The organism is Streptomyces sp. NPDC037301, assembly GCF_055602785.1.
Genome location: NZ_JBVJWD010000042.1, coordinates 1 through 20638, shown reverse-complemented (window position 1 = coordinate 20638; position 20638 = coordinate 1). Strand labels below are relative to the sequence as shown.

The following is a 20638-nucleotide window of genomic DNA, read 5'->3' as shown; positions in this document are numbered from 1 at the left end:
CTTGCACATGGAGGCGGCCCGGGTCCGCTCCGCCGCGTCCTCCTTCTTCGGCAACCCGGACTTCCCCCCCTGGGGCCGCCGCGCTGGGCTGCGCCCTGGTGATGCACGACGTCCAGGCCGGCTGGCACCCCTGCCCGGCACGGCCGCCTCCGTCCGAACCCGCGCGACGAGCCGTGCCCGGAGCGCCGGACGGACCCGAACCCCCGCTGGCCCTATAGTCGTTGGGCATCGGGGGTCCCGGGAGCACAAGAGGGGTACGCATGGCGGAGGTTCGCACGGAACTGGTCCGCCCGTTGGTCGAGGCGCTGAGGGCGCACGCTGCACGCACGGGCGAGAGGACCGCTTTCCGGGACGGGCAACGGGAGGTGACCTGGGCACAGTTGGAACGCCGGACGGCCCGCGTCGCGGGGCATCTGGCACGGCTGGGCGTACGCCGCGGGGACCGGGTGCTGCTCTGCCTGCCCAGCCGGGTGGAAATGGCGGAGAGCTGCCTGGCGGCCCTGCGGGCCGGCGCCGTCGGAGTGCCACTGGACCCGGGAGCGGCCGACGACGAACTGGCCCACGTCCTCGGCGACAGCGGCGCGGTGGCGGCCGTGGCCGAGGCGCCGCTCCTCGAACGGCTGACGCGGGTGGCGGCCGGGCGGCCCCCGCTGCGGGCGAGCGTGGTCGTGGGCCCGGTGGCACCGCCGCCCGGGCCGCCCGCGGACGTGGTGCCGTACGAGGAACTCGCCGGGACCGACGCGCCAGGACCGCCGCGCGACGACCTCGGCCTGGACGAGCCGGCGTGGATCCTCTACACCTCCGGCACCACCGGCACGCGCAAGGGCGCGGTGACGAGCCAGCGGGCGGCGCTGTGGTCGACCGCCGCCGCCTACGCACCGCTCCTCGGCATGTCCGAGCGGGACCGGCTGCTGTGGCCGCTGCCGGTGCACCACGCCTACGCGCATTCGCTGTGTGTCGTCGCGGTGGTCGCCACCGGCGCGAGCGCCTTCCTCCTGGCCCGGGGCGTGGACGTCGTGGAGGCTCTGCGGCGACAGCCGCCCGACGAGCCCTTCACCATGCTGGCCGGGGTCCCGGCCACCTACCACCTGCTGGTGAACGCACTGCGTCGGACCCGGCCGGTCCCCGGCGGGTTGCGGGTGTGCGTCACCGCCGGAGCACCCTGCCCCGCGGAACTGCGCGCCTCGATGGAGGAATTGCTCGGCGCACCGCTGCTGGACGGCTACGGCGCCACCGAGACCAGCGGCAAGATCGCGCTCGCCCGGCCCGGCACGCCGGGCCCGGACCGCGTGCCGCAGCCGCTGCCCGGCGTCGACGTCAGGATCGCCCACCCGGTCTCCGCGGACACCGTCGCGGACGGCGACGAGGGCGAGATCTGGGTGCGAGGCCCCGGTCTGATGACCGGCTACCACAACCGCCCCGACAGCACGGCGCAGGTCCTGCGGGACGGCTGGTACCGCACCGGCGACCTCGGCCACCGCACACCGGACGGCGGGCTGCGGGTCACCGGCCGCGTGGGCGACCTGATCATCCGCGGCGGCCAGAACGTCAACCCGGTGGAAGTGGAGCAGGTGCTGCTGTCCTGCCCCGGAGTCGCGGACGCGGCGGTCGTCGGCCGCCCCCACGACGTGCTGGGAGAGGTTCCGGTGGCGTTCGTCGTCCCCGGCCCGCAGGGCACCGACCTCGCCGGACTGCGGGCCGCGTGCCGCAAGCGACTGTCCGCGTTCAAGGTGCCGGACGAGATCCGGCCGAGCACCTCCCTGCCCCGCACCTCCTCCGGCAAGATCCGACGGACCGTCCTCGCCGCCCGGCTGGCCGAGGCCCTCGCACACGACGGCACGAACACCCGCGCCGGGCTGCGCGCCAGGTTGCTCGCACTGCCCGCCCCGGAGCGGCGCCGCACCGTGCTGCGCATCGTCCTCGACGCCACGGCCGAGGCGGACGAGGTGCGGGGGACCCACCCCGACCCCGAACAGACCTTCGCCGACCGGGGACTCGGCTCGCTCCAGGGCGTGCTGCTGCGCGACCGGCTCGGGACGGCCACCGGCCTCGATCTGCCCTCGACCCTGGTCTTCGACCGTCCGACACCGGACGCGGTGGCCGGCTTCCTGCACGACGCGCTGCTCGGCTCCCCGCCCCCGGCGGCCCGCCCGGCCGGTCCGGGCACCCGCGGTGACGCCCCGCCGCCCGACGAGCCGGTGGCCGTCATCGCGATGGCCTGCCGCTTCCCGGGACCCGTGGACGACATCCGCACGCCGGAGGAGCTGTGGCGGCTTCTCGCCGACGGAGCGGACGCCACCTCCGCGTTCCCCGCCGACCGGGGCTGGGACCTGGCCGCCCTCTACGACCCCGACCCCGACCGACCGGGCACCTCGGTCACCCGGCGCGGCGGGTTCCTGCGCCGGGCCGCCGACTTCGACGCGGCCTTCTTCGGCATGTCCCCCCGGGAGGCGCTGGCCACCGACCCCCAGCAGCGGCTGCTGCTGGAGACCGCCTGGGAGGTCGTGGAACGGGCGGGCCTCGCCCCCACCGCCCTGCGCGGCAGCGACACCGGTGTCTTCGTCGGAGTGATGCACGGCGACTACGGCGGCCGTCTGCTGCACCGAGGGGGCCACGCGTACGAGGCCCACCTCGCGCTCGGATCCGCCGGCAGCGTGGCCTCCGGGCGCATCGCCTACACCCTTGGCCTGGAGGGGCCCGCGGTAACCGTGGACACGGCCTGCTCCTCGTCGCTGGTGGCCATGGACTGGGCGGCGCGGGCGCTGCGCTCGGGACAGTGCTCCCTCGCCGTGGCCGGCGGCGCCACCATCATGGCCAGCCCGGTGCCGTTCGTCGCGTTCAGCAGGCTGCGCGCACTCTCCCCGGACGGCCGCTGCAAGCCGTTCTCCGCCGCGGCCGACGGAACCGCCTGGGGCGAGGGCGTCGGACTGGTCCTGCTGGAACGGCTCTCCGACGCACGGCGCAACAACCATCCGGTGCTCGCCGTGCTCCGCGGCTCCGCCGTCAACGCAGACGGCGCGTCCAACGGCCTGACCGCGCCCAGCGGACCCGCCCAGGAGCGGCTGATCGGTGACGCCCTGGCCGCCGCCGGGCTCACCCCGGCCGAGATCGACGCCGTGGAGGCGCACGGCACCGGCACCCCGCTCGGCGATCCCGTCGAGGCCCGTGCGCTCCTCGCCGCCTACGGGCACGACCGCCCGGCCGACCGGCCCCTGTGGCTCGGATCCCTCAAGTCCAACCTCGGACACACCCAGGCCGCGGCCGGTGTCGCCGGGGTCATCAAGACCGTGCTGGCGATGCGGCACGGCGTGCTGCCGCGCACGCTGCACCTCGACGAGCCGTCCCCCGGGGTCGACTGGTCCTCGGGCGCCGTACGGCCACTGACCCGGGAGCAGCCGTGGCGGCCCGCCCCCGGGCAGCCCCGCCGCGCCGCGGTGTCGGCCTTCGGCATCGGCGGCACCAACGCCCATGTGATCCTGGAGGAGGCCGTCGTGGAGCGGGACGCGGGGGAGCACGGCGGCACCCCGGCCGCTCCGCACCCGCCGCTCCTGCTGTCCGGCGCCGACGCGGGCGCTCTGCGGGCCCAGGCACGGCGTACGGCCGCGTTCCTCCGGGAGCGGCCCGAACAGCCCCTCGGGGACGTGGTGTTCTCCGCCGCCACCGCACGCGCCGCGCTCCGGTACCGGGCGGCGGTACCTGCGGACGGCCGCGCCGGCCTGCTGAGCGGACTGGACAGGCTCGCCGCCGGGACGACGGCGCCCGTACCTGTCCGCACGGGCCCACGGCTGGCCCTGCTCTTCACCGGCCAGGGCGCCGCACGGCCGGGCCTCGGCAGGGAACTGCACGCCGCCTACCCGGTCTTCGCCGATGCCTTCGACGCGCTGTGCGGCCGGTTCGACGCCGTCGGCGCGGGGGACCGGCCGCTGCGCGAGAGCCTGTGGCCCGAGCCGGGCAAGGCCGCCGACGCCCTCGACCGGACCGATGTCGTCCAGGCCGGCCTGTTCGCGTTCGAGGTCGCCCTGTTCAGGCTGCTCGCCTCCTGGGGAGTGCGGCCCGACGTCCTGGCCGGACACTCCGTCGGGGAGCTGGCCGCGGCGCACGCCGCCGGGATCCTCACCGAGGACGACGCCGTCGGTCTGGTCGCCGCCCGGGGCCGGCTGATGCAGAGCCTTCCGGCCGGCGGCGCCATGGTCGTCCTGGATGCCACCGAGGAGGAGGCGAGGGCGGAACTCGTGAGGACCCCGGCCGCGGCCGGGCCGGTGGCGGTCGCGGCGGTGAACGGCCCCCGGTCGGTCGTCGTCTCCGGGGAGGAACGGGCGGTGGCGGCGGTGGCGGCACGCTTCGAGGCCCGCGGGCGCCGCACCGAACGCCTGCGGACCAGTCACGCCTTCCACTCTCCGCTGGTCGAACCGGCGCTGGCGGAGTTCGCCCGGGCCGTGTCGCGCGCCGCCTTCCGCGAGCCCCGCATCCCGGTCGTCTCGGCCCTCACGGGGCGCCCGGCCACCGGGGACGACCTGCGCTCACCGGCCTACTGGGTCCGCCACGCCCGTGAGACGGTGCGCTTCGCCGACGCCGTGCGCCACCTCGCGGACGAAGCGGGGGTGACCGCCTTCGCCGAGGCCGGTCCCGGCGCCCACCTCACCTCGGCCGCGCTGAGCACCGTCGGGGAGCCCGGGGACCGTGTGTTCACCGCGACGACCAGGCCCGGCCACCCGGAGCCCGGCACGCTCCTGGCGGCACTCGCCCGGCTGCACGTGCACGGCCTCCCGGTCGACTGGGAGGCGGTCCGGCAGGGGCACCCGGGCCCGGCCGCCCGGCGGATCGGCCTGCCCACCTACCCCTTCCAGCGCGAGCGCCACTGGCTGGCCGAGCCCTCCGCCACCGCGGCAGGCCCCACGGACACGACCGCGCACGCCACCGGCCACCCGGTGCTGTCCGCGACGACGAGCCTCGCGGACACGGACCGCCTGCTGAGCACCGGCCACCTGTCGGAGGCCGGGCAGCCCTGGCTGCGCGACCACGTCGTGCACGGCCGGGTGCTGGTGCCCGCCACTGTTCTCGCCGACCTGGCGCTCCACACCGGCGCGGCCTGCGGCCTGGCGGAACTGGAGGAGCTGACGCTGCTGCTCCCGCTGCACCTGTCCGGCTCCGGCGAGCGCGTCGAGGTGCAGGTGGTGCTCGGCGCGTTGGACCCGTCCGGCCGCAGGACCGTCGACCTGCACGCGCGCCCCGGGGACGGCGGCCCCCTCGGGGCGTGGACCCACCACGCCACCGGCCGTCTGGGACCGCCGGCCGGCGGTCCCGGCCCGGCGCACGGCGACGAGGAGTCCTGGCCGCCCCCGGACGCGGTGCCCGTCGACCTGACCGGAGCCTACGAGCGCCTGGCAGAGGCGGGTCACGCGTACGGCCCGGCGTTCCGCTGCGTGCGGGCGATGTGGCGGCAGGGCGACGACCTGCTGGCCGACGTACGGCTTCCCGACGAGGCCGTGGCCGAGGCGCAGCGCTACGGCCTCCATCCCGCGCTGTTCGACGCCGCCCTGCACGCGTCGCTGCTGCTCTCCGCGGATCCGGGACAGCCCGGCGGGACCGGCCGGCTGCCGTTCGCCTGGCGGGGCGTCAGCCGCCACGCTGCGGGCGTCACCGCCCTGCGGGTCCGGCTCCGCCCCACCGGGGACCACACCGTCGCGGCGGACCTCACCGACCCGGCCGGGCGGCCGGTGCTGCGGGTGGCGGAACTGACCACCCGCGCGGTACCCGGCCCCGACGGCGCCGGCGGGATCCCGCGGCCCGAACCGCTGTACCGGCCGCACTGGACGCCCGCCGACCCGGCCCGCTCGGCCCCGCCCGCCTGGGAGGTGGGCACACCGGACGACCTCGGCCTGGCCGCGGCGCTGTCCGGCGCAGGGCGGCCCGCGTCGGCCGCCCCCGCCCTCGTCGTCTCCCTGGCCCCGTCCGGCCCGTCCGCGGGCCCGGTGGCCGGCACGCACGGCCTGGTCACGCGGGCCCTGGAGCTGCTGCGCGGTCGGCTGCCCGCCCTGGCCCCGGGAACGCGCCTGGTCCTGGTGACCCGGGGTGCCACCGGCGCGGACCCCGACCTGGCCGCCGCCGCGGTCTGGGGGCTGGCGCGCAGCGCCCAGTCCGAGTACCCCGGCCGCCTCACCCTCGTCGACGTCGACGGCCACCCGGAGTCGGTGCACCGGCTGCCGGCCGTCCTGGCGACGGGCGAACCCCAGCTCGCCGTGCACGCGGGCAGGGTGCACGTGCCCCGGCTGACCCGGTCGACGGCCGCCGAGCCCGCCCGGGCGGCCGGGTTCGAAGCGGACGGCACGGTGCTGGTCACCGGCGGGACGGGGGCGCTCGGCGCCCTGCTGGCCGGTCATCTGGCGGAGCGTCATGGGGTACGCCGGCTGCTGCTCACCAGCCGTAGCGGCCCGGACGCGCCCGGCGCGCGGCGGCTGCGGGAGCAGATCGAGCGGGCCGGCGGCCGGGTCGACGTGGTCGCCTGCGACGCCGCCGACCGCTCCGCGCTGGCCGGGGTGATCGCCGCGTGCTCTGCCGACCTGACCGCCGTGGTGCACGCGGCGGGGGTCCTCGACGACGGTGTGCTGGAGGGCCAGACACCCGGGCGTGTCGCGGCCGTCCTGCGGCCGAAGGCGGACGCGGCCTGGCACCTGCACGAGCTGACGGAGGATCTGCCCCTGTCGCGGTTCGTGCTCTTCTCCTCGGCGGCGGGCCTGCTCGGAAACCCCGGCCAGGCCGGCTACGCCGCCGCGAACGCCTTCCTCGACGCCCTCGCGCTACACCGGACGGCCCGGGGACTGCCCGCGCTCTCGCTGGTGTGGGGACCGTGGGCGGGAGGCGAGGGGATGGCCGCCCGCACCGGCCGGACGGGTGACGGCGTGGTCCGAGCCGTCACCGCGGCCGAGGGCCTGGCGCTGTTCGACGCCGCCCTGGCGGCGGGCGAGCCCGTCCTTGCGCCGCTGCCGCTGGACCCGGCGGCCTCCCGGGCCCGACGGCCCCTCCCGCCGCCCCTGTGGGACCTGTCCGGTCCGTCCGGCCCTCCGCCGGCCGCGGCCGGGGAACCCGGTGACGGCGGGGGACCCGCCTCCGGTACCGGCCGGGTGCCGGACGAGACGCCGGGTGCGTGGCGCGAACGGCTGGCACGGCTGCCCGTCGCCGACCGCGCCCCTGCTCTGCTCGCACTGGTCCGCGAGGCGGTCGCCGACGTGCTCGGGCACACCGGCGCGGCCGCCGTCACGGCCGACCGCGCCCTCAGCGAACTCGGCCTCGACTCCCTGGCCGCCGTTCAGCTGCGCAACCGGCTGAGCCTGCTCACCGGTCTGGAGCTGCCCCCCACCCTCACCTTCGACCTGCCCACCTGCGAGCAGCTGACGGAGCATCTGCTCGCCGGGCTGTCCGAGGCGCCGCCCCACCGGGAGGCGGCCGCCGCCGGGCCGGCGCGTCCCGCGACGGCCCGGTCCCCCCAGACCCTCGCCTCCCTCTACCGCCGCGTGTGCGCGACGGGTGACGTCGTCTCGGCGATGCACCTGCTCGTGACCGCCTCACTGGCCGTCCCCGGCTTCGGCCCCGAGGACACCGCCGCGCACGCCCTGGACCCCCTCCACCTGGCCAAGGGTGAGGCCGGCCGGCCGCCGCTGGTGTGCTTCCCCGGCTTCTCCCCGGCCCTCGGCAGGCCCTGGTACGCCACGCTCGCCCGCCACTTCGAGGAGGACCGGGACGTGCTGGAGATGCGGCACCCGGGGGTCACCTCGGGCGACGCGCCGCCGCGCGACTGGCGGACACTGGTGGACCTGCACACGGCCACCCTGCGCGAGCGGCTGGGCGGGCGCCGCCCCGTCCTGCTGGGGTGGTCGATGGGCGGGTGCCCGGCCCACGCGGTCGCCGCGCGGCTCGCGGCCACCGGCACTCCGCCCGCCGGCCTGGTCCTCCTCGACGCCTACCACGTGACCCCCGAACGGGAGGCCGAGCCGTGGCTGCTCGCCATGCCCGCCCGCGCGGCCCTGGCCATGGGAGAGGAGTTCGACGCGGCGGTGGACGACATGGCCCTGGCCGCGTTCGGCGCCTACACCCGGATGCTCCGGGGGTGGCGCCCCGAACCCCCGGACGTGCCCGTCCTGCTGGTCCGCGCCGCCGACCGGCCGCCGGAGGCGGACACCCACGGCGGCACCCCCGCCGGGCGCGCGGGGCAGGTCTCCTGGCCCGGTCCGTGCGACACCTTGGAGGTCCCGGGCGATCACTGGACGATCGTGGAGGAACACGCCGTCACCACGGCCCGGGCGGTCCGCGCCTGGGTCGACGGGCTCGCAGGGCGCACCGGCTGAGCCACGGCCACCCGGCGCGGGCAGGCCGGACCCGCCCACCTGACCTGAGGACTTCGCGGACGTGTTCAGCTCGTTCCAGGACGCTTCGCCGTTCGTCCTCGTGGAGCTGGCCCAGGACCACTGACGCGATCTGCTCGATGTCGGCTGATGACGGTCCGGTCTGCTCAGGGATCAGCTCTGCTCGATCGGAGAACAGCAGTTCCTTCAGCGCGAGCCGCCGAACCTGTCCCGAACGGGGTCAGTTTCATGGCCGTGCCGCGTTCGAGCAGGGGCTGTCCGAGGTCCCCTTCGAGCCGGTTGATCTGGATCACCAGCGTGGACCGGTGGATGCCGATGGCTGCATGTCGCCGCTGTGGATGGTGATCAGTCCCCGGAACGCAGGTCCAGCTGCTGCAGCAGCCCGGCGGTCATGCCCATCGTGCTCGACATCGCGGTCATAGAGCCCCCGGACCGGGTCCGGGGGACGCTTCGCAGAATGGGCTCGGTGTCACGCTGTCCCCGCTGTGGAGCAAGCGCACGAGCTCTTCTCCGTCGGCAGGCACCGACCGGTCCAGCAGATCCCGACGCGGCGGAGTTTCGCCGGTATCAGCTGCTCAGGGACGCGATGTTCTCCCGTACCGCCTCAGTCACGGCCGCCGCGTGGGAGTTGAGGTAGAAGTGCCCGCCGGAGAAGGTCCGCAGTTCGAACGGCGCGGTCGTGCGCTCGGCCCAGTCACGGGTCTCGTCGAGCGTCGCCATGGGGTCGTTGTCCCCGAGCAGCGCGAGAACCGGGCACGGCAGGGGCGGACCCGGCTGGTAGCGGTACGTCTCCACGGCCTCGTAGTCCGCACGGATCACCGGCAGGAACAGGGCCCGCAGCTCGGGGTCCTGGAACATCCGCACGTCGCTGCCGCCCAGCCGCTCCATCTCGGCCACGATCCCCTGGTCGTCCCGCTTGTGCACGTCTTCGTGCCGCACGCTGGTCGGCGAACGGCGGCCGGAAACGACGACGGAGAGCGGGGCGGCGCCGTCACCCGCGAGCCGCCGCGCCACCTCGAAGGCGACCAGTGCGCCCATGCTGTGGCCGAGCAGCGTCAACGGCCGGTCCGCCCAGGGGCGCAGCGCCGTCGTGGCGTGCCGCGCCAGCTCGTCGACGGAGCGCAGCAGAGGCTCGGTCCTGCGGTTCTGCCGGCCCGGGTACTGGACTGCCAGCACGTCGATTCCTGGCGACAGCGCGGCCGAGACAGGGTGAAAATAACTTGCCGCGCCGCCCGCGTACGGAAAGCAGACGAGCCGGTTCCTGGCGTCCGGAGCCGGGTGGAAGCGCTGGATCCAATCGCTCTTTTCCTGCACGCTGCTCGTCAACTCACTTGCCCCTCATACGTGTGTCGTCCACCGGTGAAGGCTCTCACCGGGCACGTGTCCGGCCAACCCCTAACCACCCCCACCTAGGGGTGGGAAAAAGGTGAGGCCCCACCGCCTGCGAGGCGGTGGGGCCCGACCGGAGAGTCTTACGGGGGATGGACTTCCGGCCCTTCACTTTGGTTTTCAGGGGCTTCTCTACGCGGCGGTCGCCGCTTCCACCGGTCGGATCCTGGTGGCCCGCCAGGTGGGCAGCAGGGTCGCCGTGAAGGTGATCACCACCGCGCCGGTCACGACCGCGAGGTAGATCCACACCGGTACGGACGGGACCACCCGGTCCAGCTTGGCGACGCTGTAGGGGAAGAGCGTGACCGCGGCGGCGACCGTGCCGAGCAGCACACCGACGACGGCGGTCAGCACGCTCTCCACGCTCATCATCGTCATGATCTGCCGCCGCGTGAAGCCGGTCAGCTGCTGGAGGCCGAACTCCCGGCGACGCCGGCCGGTGGCCGCGATCAGCGTGTTCACCACCGAGATCGCGGTGTATCCGACGATCATGCCGACCACCAGGTAGTTGATGGTGGCCAGTTGCTGCTGGCCCTCGGTGCGCCCGGCGACCAGCGCGGCGCTGTCGGTCACCTTGACCCCCGGCTGGTCCTTGACCAGCGCGGACAGCGCCGCGGTCACCTCGGTGGAGTCGCTTCCGGCGGCGTGGCGCACCAGGATCTGGCTCGCCGCCCCGTCGGTGGTGTGGGCGGCCAGCAGTTGGGCGGGCAGCAGCAGTGCTGCCGCGTCGCCCTCCGCCCGGTAGGTCGCAGCCACCTTCACCTTGACCGGAGTGCCGTCCCCGAGCCTCAGGGTGAGGGAGTCACCGACACCGCGCCCGAGGGAAGCGGCGTGCTCGACGGGCAGCGCGACGCTGTTCCCGCGCAGGCCGGCGAACGAACCGGCCGCGGCTTGCACCGAGAGGTTCTTGGCATCGCTGACGCCCTGGAGCGGCCAGCCGTCGCTGGTCTGCTCGGCGTCCTCGGGGCTCTGCACGAACCCGGTACTGGTCACGTAGTCGGAGGCGGCGCCGACTCCCTGTACCTGCCGCACCCGGTCCAGGGTGCCGGGGGCCAGGCCACCGGTCTCGGACGTCAGTACGTTGTCCGCCCGCAGGATCCCGGTGTGCGCGGAGCGGTTGGAGGCGTCCTCGATCTGCTGCATGTACAGCGTGCCGGTGGCGATGCCGGTCAGCAGGATGATCGGCGTGATGGTGGCGGCCATCCGGATCGTATGGGCCCGGGAGTTGAGCACCGCGAGCTGTCCCGGCAGTCCCGTGAGGGCACGCAGCGGGCCCTGGAGCAGCGCCACGATGGCCTTGGTGAAGCCGGGGGCGAGCAGCGCCAGGCCGATTGCCCACATGATGCAGGCCGGTCCCGCGGTACTGGCCGTCAAGTCGCCCTTCATCATGGTCATGGTCATCACGGCCATGCCGGCGCCGCCGACGAGGAAGAGCACGGACAGGACGACCCGGGTACGGGTCAGCCAGCGCCCCTCGATCGAGCTCTCCGCCAGCGCCTCGGTGGCCCGGGTCTTGGCGATCTTCCGGGCGGTGATGTACGCGGCACCGACGCCGGCCAGCAGCGAGGCACCCACAGCCACCAGGGCCGGCACCACGCCGAGGTGGAACTCGACGGCCCCGGAGACCATTCCCGCGGAGACCAGCTTGTCGAAGATGAGCTCGCTGAGCAGCGCGCCGGGCAGGCAGCCCAGCACCGAGGCGACGGTCGCGACGACCAGCGTCTCGCCCAGGATCATGCGGCGCAGCTGCCGCGGGGTGGTGCCGATCGCCTTCATCAGGGCCATCTCGCGGTGCCGCTGCTGAATGGTCAGCCCCAGTGTGGAGGACGCCCCGAACATGGCGACCAGGATCGCCCAGCCGCCGAAGATCGCGGACAGCGTGACGAGGCTCTTCTGGCTGCTCGCGGCCTGCGGGAACTCGGCGAGCCCCCGGTTCTCGCCGGTCAGCGTGACGGCCGCCTTGCCGTTCAGGGCGTGCTCGATCCTGCTGCCGAGCTCGGCGATGTCGGTGCCCGCCTTGGGCAGCACACCGATCGCGTCCGCCGTGCCGGCCCGGCCGCTCAGCGCGCCGGCCTGCTCGTCGGTGAAGAACACCGCGGGCTGCGAAGCCGCACGGCCGCCTGCCTGCTTGACGATTCCGGCCAGCCGGAACTCCTGCGGCCGTCCGTCGGCCACGATCCGGACCCGGTCGCCGACGGAGGCGCCCGCCTGCCCGGCCAGCCCGGTGTCCAGCACCACATCACCGGCCGCACCGGGCCGGGCCCCCGAAGTGAGGGTGTAAGGGGCCAGTTGAGCCGAGTCCCAGCCGTGGCCGAGCGGGCGGTGCTCAGTGCCGGTGGCAGTATCGGACAGGTCGGTCACCGGGCGGCCGTCACGTACGACCGCCACCGGGAAGGACACGTCGGCGACGGCCTTGCCGACACCGGGCACCGCGGCGACGGCGTGTACCTGCGCCGCGTCGAGCCGCACCCGCTCGGACAGTTGGGCATCGTCGTACTTCTGGTCGCCCGCCACCACGAGGGGAGCCGCGGCCAGCCGCTGGGGCGGCACCGCGTCGCGGACGCCGCTCTCCATGAGACCGCCGCAGGCCATGATGAGGGCCGCGCCGAAGAACATGGCGATGAAGGTGGCCACGAATCCGCCCTTGCGGAACCGCAGCGTGCGCAGAGCCAGGGACAACATCAGTACGTGCCTCCGGCCGCGTTCGGCACCTGCTGGCCGTAGGCCACGGGCGCTTCGTCGGCCCAGGCGCCCAGGCGAGTCATCCGCTCGGCGACCGCCTCGGCCGTCGGGTTGTAGATGTCGCCCACGAACCGGCCGTCGGCGAGGAACACCACCCGGTCCGCGTACGAGGCGGCCACGGGGTCGTGGGTGACCATCACGATGGTCTGCCCCAGCGACCGTACGGACTCCTGCATCAGCCGCAGCACCTCACGGGCGGTGCGGGTGTCCAGCGCACCGGTCGGCTCGTCGGCGAAGACCACCGCGGGCCTGGTGACCAGCGCGCGGGCGATCGCCACGCGCTGCTGTTGGCCGCCGGACAGTTCGGCGGGACGGCTTCCGGTACGATCGCCGAGCCCCACACGCTTGATCACCTTGGTCACTTGGGCCCGGTCGGGGCGCCGGCCGGCGAGCTTCAGCGGAAGCGTGACGTTCTGCAGCACCGAAAGGGCGGGCAGCAGATTGAAGGCCTGGAAAATGAAGCCGATGCGCTCGCGCCGCATCTTGGTCAGCGTCGTCTCGTCGTAGCCACTGAGATCTTCGCCGTCCAGCAGGACGGTGCCGGAAGTCGGCCGGTCCAGCCCCGCCGCGCAGTGCAGGAAGGTGCTCTTGCCCGAACCCGACGGGCCCATCACGGCGGTGAAGCTGCCGCGCTGGAAACTCAGGCTGACGCCGTCGAGCGCGGTCACGGCATTGGCGCCCTCGCCATAGACCTTGCGAACGGCGTCGAGCCGTACTGTGTCGTCGACTGCGGTGGTGTCCATTCAAAGCTCCCAGTGCCTGTCGCGAGGGGGACGCGATCACGACAACCACGCTACGGACGGGAAGAGCGACGACCGATGGGTCTGTGTCCACAAGGGGGGTAGAGGAAAGTCCACCCCTGACCTGGGCCCTTCCCCACTACTTCCGCCAGGGTTCACGCGCGATCCTTGAAACGCCGTGACACTGGGCACGGTCGCGTGAGACGGCCCGGTCACCGCCCGCACGTGTTGCATCATGGGTCCGTGGGGACCACGATCGCCCGGAGCAGGACCTGAACGCTTCCGGGCCACAGGAGGTTGAAGCAGTTGAACAAGGTTTGGGCCGCACGGTTACCGGCATCGTCCCGCGGCCTGGCGCATCGGCTGCACTGGTGCGCACGGGGCCTGGCGGTCGCCGTGCTCTCCCAGATCGGCAGCCTCGTCCTGTTCACCGCCATGGTCGTCACTCTCGCCTCACTGGTCGTCGGAGTGGGCTTCCTCGTCCTCCCGGTCGTCGTGATCGCGGTACGCGGTCTGGCCAACTTCCACCGGCGGACGGCCGAAGAATGGTCCGGCGTGCCCATCGAAACGCCTTACCGCCCCACCGACTCGAACGATCCCTACGACACCGCCGGGTCGGTCACGCACTGCCGCCAGTTGCTGTCCGACCCGGCCACCTGGCGGGACTTCCTGTGGACGCTGCTCGACACACCCGTCGGGCTGGTCCTGGGACTGCTGCCCGCCTCGTTCGTCGCCTACGGCCTCAACGGCATGTTCGTCACCCCCCTCCTCTGGGAGAGCATGGGACCGCACTGGGGCTTCGGAGCGATCTGGTTCATCACCGACCAGACCGAGGCCAACCTCGCCATCCCGCAGGGCATGCTGTTCGTGGCCCTCGGCCTGCTGATCTCACCATCACTGGCACGGTTGCACATCCGCTTCAACCGACTGCTGCTGTCCCCCACCCGCAACGCCAGGCTCACCCTGCGGGTGGAGCGGCTGACCGAGACGCGCTCGGAGACTGTGGAGTCCCAGGCGGCCGAACTCCGCAGGATCGAGAGGGACCTGCACGACGGCGCGCAGGCCCGACTGGTGTCCCTCGGCATGAGCCTGGGACTCGCCGACACCCTGCTGGAGAGCAACCCCGCCATGGTGCGCAAACTCCTGGCCGACGCCGTGGAATCCAGCAGCCAGGCACTGACCGAACTGCGGGACCTGGTACGCGGCATCCACCCGCCCGTACTCGCCGAGCGCGGCCTCGACGGCGCCGTAAGAGCGTTGGCGGTTAGCCTGGCCGTACCCGTCGAAGTACAGATCGACCTCCCCTCCCGGCCCCAGTTGCCGGTCGAGTCGGCCGTGTACTTCGTGATCGCCGAGGCACTCACCAACGTCGCCAAGCACAGCGGCGCGGGCCGCGCGAGCGTGCGCCTCTGGTACACCGACGGGAAACTCAGGGCCCAGGTCGGCGACGACGGACGCGGCGGAGCGGAAGCCGAGGGCGGTAGCGGCCTGCGCGGCCTGCAACGCCGGCTCGCGGCCTTCGACGGAGAACTCGGCATCAGCAGCCCGACCGGCGGACCGACCCTAGTGACGATGGAGCTTCCGTGCGCGTTGTGATCGCCGAGGACCTGGCCCTGCTGAGGGAGGGACTGGTACAACTGCTCACAGTCCACGACTTCGAAGTGGTGGAAGCGGTGGACAACGGCCCCGCCGTGCTGCGGGCCCTGCTCCAGCACCGGCCCGACGTGGCCATCGTCGACGTACGACTGCCACCGACCTTCACCGACGAAGGACTGCACGCCGCCGTGCAGGCCCGCACGCAAGTGCCGGGGCTGCCCATCCTGGTGCTCTCCCAGCACGTCGAGCAGATGTACGCGCGCGAGCTGCTGTCCGACCAGAACGGGGGCGTGGGCTATCTGCTCAAGGACCGTGTCTTCGACGTGCGCCGCTTCGTCGACATGGTCCGTCAGGTTGCCGCGGGCGGAACCGTCATGGATCCCAAAGTGGTCTCCGAGCTGCTGATCAAGCACGACACCGAGACCAGCCCGGTGCACGCCCTGACCGAGCGGGAACGCGAAGTGCTCGGGCTGATGGCCGAAGGACGGTCCAACGCGGCGGTCGCCGCCAAGATGTTCGTCTCCGAGAAAGCGGTCAGCAAACACACCAACAGCATCTTCACGAAGCTGGGCCTCGCCGCGTCGGGAGACGACAACCGGCGTGTATTGGCAGTGCTCGCCTACCTCAACGCGTAGGCGCAGAACCAGGCAGCGAAGCAGGAGCGGAACACGCCATGAGCAACGCAGACACAGCGGCGATACAGCCGACAAGGAGGGCCGGGCGGAGGCAGTGGACAGGACTCGCCGTCCTCATCCTCCCCGTCCTGCTGGTCTCCCTCGACATGCAAGTGCTGTCCTACGCACTGCCGTTCATCAGCGCCGAGCTGGGCCCGAGCAGCGCGCAACTCCTCTGGATCGTCAACATCTACCCGTTCGTCCTCGCCGGGCTGCTCCTGACGATGGGCTCGTTCGGCGACCGGATCGGCCGCAGACGGCTCCTGATGATCGGCGCGGTCGTCTTCGGACTGGCCTCGGTGGTGGCCTGCCTCGCGACAGGGCCGGCCATGCTCATCGTGACACGCGCCCTGATGGGGCTCGGCGGCGCCACCCTGATGCCGTCCACCCTGTCCCTCATCCGCAACATGTTCAGCGATGACGGACAGCGTCGCATCGCCATCGCCGTGTGGACCGGCGCGTTCGCCGCCGGCGCCATCCTCGGCCCGCTCCTGGGCGGCGTACTCCTCGAACACTTCTGGTGGGGATCGGTCTTCCTGGTCAACCTGCCCGTCATGGCGCTGCTGCTCATCCTCGCGCCGCCGCTGCTCCCGGAGTCCAAAGCCGAGAAGCCCGGCAGATTCGACCTGTTCAGCGCCGCGCTGTCACTGGCCGCGGTACTGCCCGCCGTCTACGGCATCCAGAAGATGGCCGAGGACGGAGTGAGCGCGGTACCCGTCGTCGTCTTCCTCGTGGGTCTCGGCATCGGCTGGTACTTCCTGAGGCGCCAGCGCGGCCTGGCCGAACCCTTGCTGGATGTACGGCTGTTCCGCGACCGGGCGTTCAGCGCGTCCGTCGTGACCAGCGTGCTCGCGATCTTCTCCCTCGTCGGGTCCGGCCTCTTCACCTCCCAGTACCTGCAAATGGTGCTCGGGTTCGGGCCGTTGCAGGCGGGGCTCTGGGCGCTGCCCGCCGCGGGTGCCGCCCTGGTCAGCTCAGCGACGGCCCCGCTGCTGGTGCGGTTCGTACGACCCGGGGTGGTCGTGACCGGCGGCCTGGTGGTCGCCGCCGCCGGGTACGGCGTGCTCTCCCAGCTCCACGCGAGCTCCGGTGTCGGAGTGCTCGCCCTCGGCACGGTGATCATGGCGGCCGGCATCACGCTGGTCATGACGACCACGTCCGACCTGGTCATCGCCACGGCGCCGGCCGACCGCGCCGGATCGGTCTCCGGACTGTCCCAGACCGCCACGGAGTTCGGTGGCGCCTTCGGCGTCGCCATCCTGGGCAGCATCGGGACCGCCGTGTACCGGCACGACGTGGCCCGGGAGGCTCCGGCCGGTCTGCCGCACGACGCGGTCGGTTCCGCGAAGGACACCCTGGGCGGCGCGGTGGAGACTGCGCAGCACCTGCCGTCCCGTGCCGGTGAGGAGCTGCTCGACGTCGCACGGGAGGCCTTCGCGCATGGGCTGCGCGTCGCCTCCTGGACCGCGGTCGGCCTGCTCCTCGCGATGGCTGTGACCTCACTGATCCTGCTGCGGAACACGCGGGCGGGGGCTCCCGAGACGGCGGCGGAGGTCCCCGGGGCGGCGGGGGTTCCCGAGACGGGGGAGGTTCCCGAAGCGAGGGTGGGAGAGGACGGTGCACGTGAACGTGGTGTGTCTTCGAGGGTGCCCGGCCGCGGCTGAACAACAGTGAGGGCCGTCCCCCAGCCGGCGACTGGGGGACGGCCCTCACCATGTGCCTGCCGCGTGGTCAGTCGGCCTCCAGCTCACTGTCGAGCATGTCGAACAGCTCATCGGCGGAGACCGACTCCAATGCCGCCCGGTCGTCGGCGAGCGTCTGCCGGCCCTCCGGCTCGGAGACCTCGCCCCACTGCGCCGTCAGTGCCCGCAGCCGCGCCGCGACCCTGGCGTGCTCGGCCTCGTCCGGTGCGGCGCCGCTCATGGCGGCTTCCAGGCCGGCGAGTTCCGCCTCCAGCGACGGACCCTGAGCGGCACCGTCGTCGACCAGTTCGGCTCGCAAATGCCGGGCCGCGGCCAGCGGAGTCGGGTGGTCGTAGATCAGCGTGGACGGCAGCCGGAGCCCACTGGCACTGCCGAGCCGGTTGCGCAGCTCCAGAGCCGTCAGGGAGTCGAAGCCCAGCTCCACGAACCCGCGCAGCGGATCAACTGCCTGGCCCCGTGCGTGACCGAGCACCTCGGCCGTGTGACTGCGCACCAGGTGCAGCAGCGTCCGCTCCTGCTCCTCGGCCGACAGCGACTCCAACTGGCCCGCCAGTAGGGCGCCTTGTGACTCGGCCGCCGCTCCACCGCCGTTGTCCACGGCCCGGCGGGACGGGGCCCGTACCAGTGCGCGCAGCATCGCCGGTACGCCGTCGGTGCTGCTGCCGGTACGGGCGCGAGCGATGTCCAGAGCCATCGGCAGCAGTACCGGCCGCCCGGACGTGCCCCGAGCGAGCGCGGCGTCGAACTGCGCCAGGCCCTCGTCCGCCGCGAGCGCCCGCATGCCGGAGCGCGCCATCCGGCGCAGATCGGCGTCGGCGAGCTGGTCGCCCATCCCCGTCTCCGCGTTCCACAGACCCCAGGCCAGCGAGAGCCCGGTGAGCCCCTGCGCCCGCCGGTGCTGGACCAGCGCGTCCAGGAAGGCGTTCGCGGCCGCGTAGTTGGCCTGCCCGGCCGCGCCGAGCGTGCCCGCCGCGGAGGAGAAGAGCACGAACGCCGCCAGCTCCGCGTCCGCCGTCAGCCGGTGAAGATTGAGCGCCGCGTCCACCTTTGGGCGCAGTACCGTCTCGAACCGCTCGGGTGTCAACGAGGCCAGCGTCGCGTCGTCCAGTACACCGGCGGCATGCACGACGCCGGTCAGCGGACGTTCGGCCGGAATGCGCGCGAGGGCCGCGGACAGTTCGTCCTCGTCCGCCGCGTCACAGGCCACGATGTCGACGCTCGCGCCGAGGTCGGCCAGTTGGGCGGCGAGCTTGTCGGCCCCCGCGACCGCCGGACCGCGGCGGCTGAGCAGCAACAGGTGGCGTACGCCGTGTGCCGTCACGAGATGACGGGCGAAGGCACTGCCCAGGCCGCCCGTGCCTCCGGTGACCAATACGGTTCCGTCGGTGTCGAGTTGGCTGCTCGCGCGGTCGGTACGTTCCGCACTGGTGGCGACCCGTACGAGCCGGGGGACGAGCGCGGCAGCGCCACGCAGGGCGACCTCCGGCTCCCCGATCGACACGGCTGCCGACAGCGCCTTCCGTGACTCCGGCGTACCGTCCACATCCACCAGCGCCACCCGGCCCGGGTGCTCCTCGCGCACCGCGCGCACCAGGCCCCAGACCGCCGAGCCTGCCAGGTCGAGCACGTCCTCGGCCTCCTCGCCGGGACGGGACGCGGCGACGGCCCGCCGGGTGACGACGACGATCCGGGACGAGGCGAACCGTTCGCCCGTAAGCCACCGCTGGAGCAGAATCAGCGCCCGGCCGGTGGCGGTGCGCACCGCTGCGGACGACGCGGTGCCGGTATCGGGCTCGTCGTCGCAGTGGACCAGTACGTCGGCCGGTATTTCGGCCGGCAGGAGCGCCTCGGCACCGGCCAGCCACTCGGCCGCTCCGGGGTACGCGCCGGCCGGACGGATCGTGAGGACATCCGCACTCCCGACGGCCGGTGCGGGCAGCGGAGCCGGCAGCCAGTCCACGCCGTACAGCGGCTGATGGCCACCGTGCGGGCCGCTGCTGGAGATGAGCAGCTGTTCCGTGCTGAGGGCGCGCAGCACAAGGGACTGTACGGAAGCGACCGGCTCGCCCTGCGGGTCGGCTGCGACGACGGACAGCGTGTTGGCGGCGGTACGGGTGATCCGCACCCGCAGCCGCGTCGCGCCGGACGCGTGGAGAGTGACGCCCTGCCAGGCGAAGGGGAGCAGCATGCCCGACTGCTCGGTTTCGTCGTCGTGGGCATCGGCGTGGGCGTTGCCCAGGTCGGCGGCGTGGAGTGCGGCGTCGAGGAGGGCGGGGTGCAGCCCGAACGCGCCCACATCGCCGTGGGCCTCTTCGGGGAGGGCGACTTCGGCGTAGACGGCGTTGTCGTGGTGCCAGGCGGCTTTGAGGCCCTGGAAGACGGGGCCGTAGTGGTAGCCCTGGGCGGCGAGGTCTTCGTAGGTGTGGTGCAGGGGGATGGGCTGGGCGCCGACGGGCGGCCAGATGGTGAGGGCGGAGTCGGCGTCGGGCGTGGGGGACTGGGCGGTGAGCGTGCCTTCCGCGTGCTGGGTCCAGGTCGCGTCCGCGGACTGGGGGCGTGAGTGGATGGTGAGGGTGCGGCGGGCGGACGTGTCAGGGGGCCCGACTGTGATCTGGAGCTGGAGGGCCTGCTCCGGGGCGAGAACGAACGGTGCCTGGAGGGTGAGCTCTTCGAGGTGGGGGGTGCCGGTGTGGTCACCGGCGTGGATGGCCAGCTCGACGAGAGCGGTGCCGGGCAGGAGCACGGTGCCCATGATGCTGTGGTCGGCCAGCCAGGGGTGGGTGCGGGTACTGATGCGCCCGGTGAGGATGGATTCGTCGGTGCCGGCGCGGTGGAGTACGGCGCCGAGCAGGGGGTGACGGGCGGAGGCCTGGCCGAGGGTGGTGACGTCGCCGGTGTCGGGGGTGGACTCCAGCCAGTAGTGCTGGTGTTGGAAGGGGTAGGTGGGGAGGTCGACGGGGCGGGCGGGGCGGCCGGTGTGCAGGGCGGGCCAGTTGACGGTGTGGCCGGTGGTCCAGAGGCGGGCCAGGGCGGTGAGGGTTTCGGCCTCCTCGGGGCGGTTGCGGCGCAGGAGGGGGATGAATGTGGCTGTGGTGTCGTCGGGGAGGGTGTCGGGGGCCATGGCGGTGAGGACCGCGTCGGGGCCGATTTCGAGGTAGGTGGTGATGCCTTCGGTGGCCAGGGCGCGTATGGCGTCGTTGAAGCGGACGGCTTCGCGGACGTGGGTCACCCAGTAGTCGGGTGAGGTGAGTTCCCCTGCCGTGGCGGTGCGTCCGGTGACGTTCGAGACGACCGGGATACGGGGCTCGTTGTGGGCGAGGCCCGACACCACCGTGCGGAACTCGTCCAGCATCGGGTCCATCAGCGGGGAGTGGAAGGCGTGTGAGACCTTCAGGTACGAGGTCTTGCCGCCCTGCGCCCGTACTGCCTCCACG

9 protein-coding genes are annotated in these 20638 nt (G+C 73.4%); 4 read left to right on the top strand and 5 right to left on the bottom strand.

The annotated features are described in order from the left end of the window. The first annotated feature begins 260 nt into the window (after positions 1-260). Positions 261-8342, top strand: a complete 8082-nt coding sequence (locus ACZ7IB_RS38315) for a type I polyketide synthase (protein WP_470919096.1) — start codon at positions 261-263, stop codon at positions 8340-8342. Positions 8343-8506: 164 nt separating this feature from the next. Here ACZ7IB_RS38315 and ACZ7IB_RS38310 read toward each other — a convergent pair whose 3' ends face one another. From ACZ7IB_RS38310 to ACZ7IB_RS38295, 4 genes are all read right to left on the bottom strand, one after another. Beyond that, entirely contained in the window at positions 8507-8653 is a 147-nt protein-coding gene (locus ACZ7IB_RS38310; RefSeq protein WP_470919095.1) for a helix-turn-helix domain-containing protein, read from the bottom strand. Positions 8654-8927: 274 nt separating this feature from the next. After that, positions 8928-9686, bottom strand: a complete 759-nt coding sequence (locus ACZ7IB_RS38305; RefSeq protein ID WP_470919094.1) for a thioesterase II family protein — start codon at positions 9684-9686, stop codon at positions 8928-8930. Positions 9687-9881: 195 nt separating this feature from the next. After that, positions 9882-12431, bottom strand: a complete 2550-nt coding sequence (locus ACZ7IB_RS38300) for an FtsX-like permease family protein (RefSeq protein ID WP_398633787.1) — start codon at positions 12429-12431, stop codon at positions 9882-9884. Next, the gene (locus ACZ7IB_RS38295; protein WP_470919091.1) at positions 12431-13234 is read right to left on the bottom strand and encodes an ABC transporter ATP-binding protein; all 804 of its coding nucleotides are present in this window, start codon (positions 13232-13234) and stop codon (positions 12431-12433) included. The genes ACZ7IB_RS38300 and ACZ7IB_RS38295 overlap by 1 nt, the downstream gene beginning before the upstream one ends. Positions 13235-13537: 303 nt before the next feature. Here ACZ7IB_RS38295 and ACZ7IB_RS38290 point away from each other — a divergent pair, with 303 nt between their 5' ends. From ACZ7IB_RS38290 to ACZ7IB_RS38280, 3 genes are read left to right on the top strand one after another with little or no spacing between them, the layout of a single operon-like run. Next, positions 13538-14827 (top strand): sensor histidine kinase, encoded by a 1290-nt coding sequence (locus ACZ7IB_RS38290; RefSeq protein WP_398633785.1) that lies wholly within the window; start codon positions 13538-13540, stop codon positions 14825-14827. Continuing rightward, entirely contained in the window at positions 14815-15462 is a 648-nt protein-coding gene (locus ACZ7IB_RS38285) for a response regulator (RefSeq protein WP_470919089.1), read from the top strand. The genes ACZ7IB_RS38290 and ACZ7IB_RS38285 overlap by 13 nt, the downstream gene beginning before the upstream one ends. A gap of 38 nt (positions 15463-15500) precedes the next feature. Further along, on the top strand, positions 15501-17165 hold the full coding sequence (locus ACZ7IB_RS38280) for an MFS transporter (protein WP_470919087.1): 1665 nt from the start codon (positions 15501-15503) through the stop codon (positions 17163-17165). A gap of 67 nt (positions 17166-17232) precedes the next feature. Here ACZ7IB_RS38280 and ACZ7IB_RS38275 read toward each other — a convergent pair. Then, positions 17233-20638 (bottom strand): type I polyketide synthase (locus tag ACZ7IB_RS38275; RefSeq protein ID WP_470919085.1); only part of this gene is annotated, 3406 nt, incomplete at its 5' end.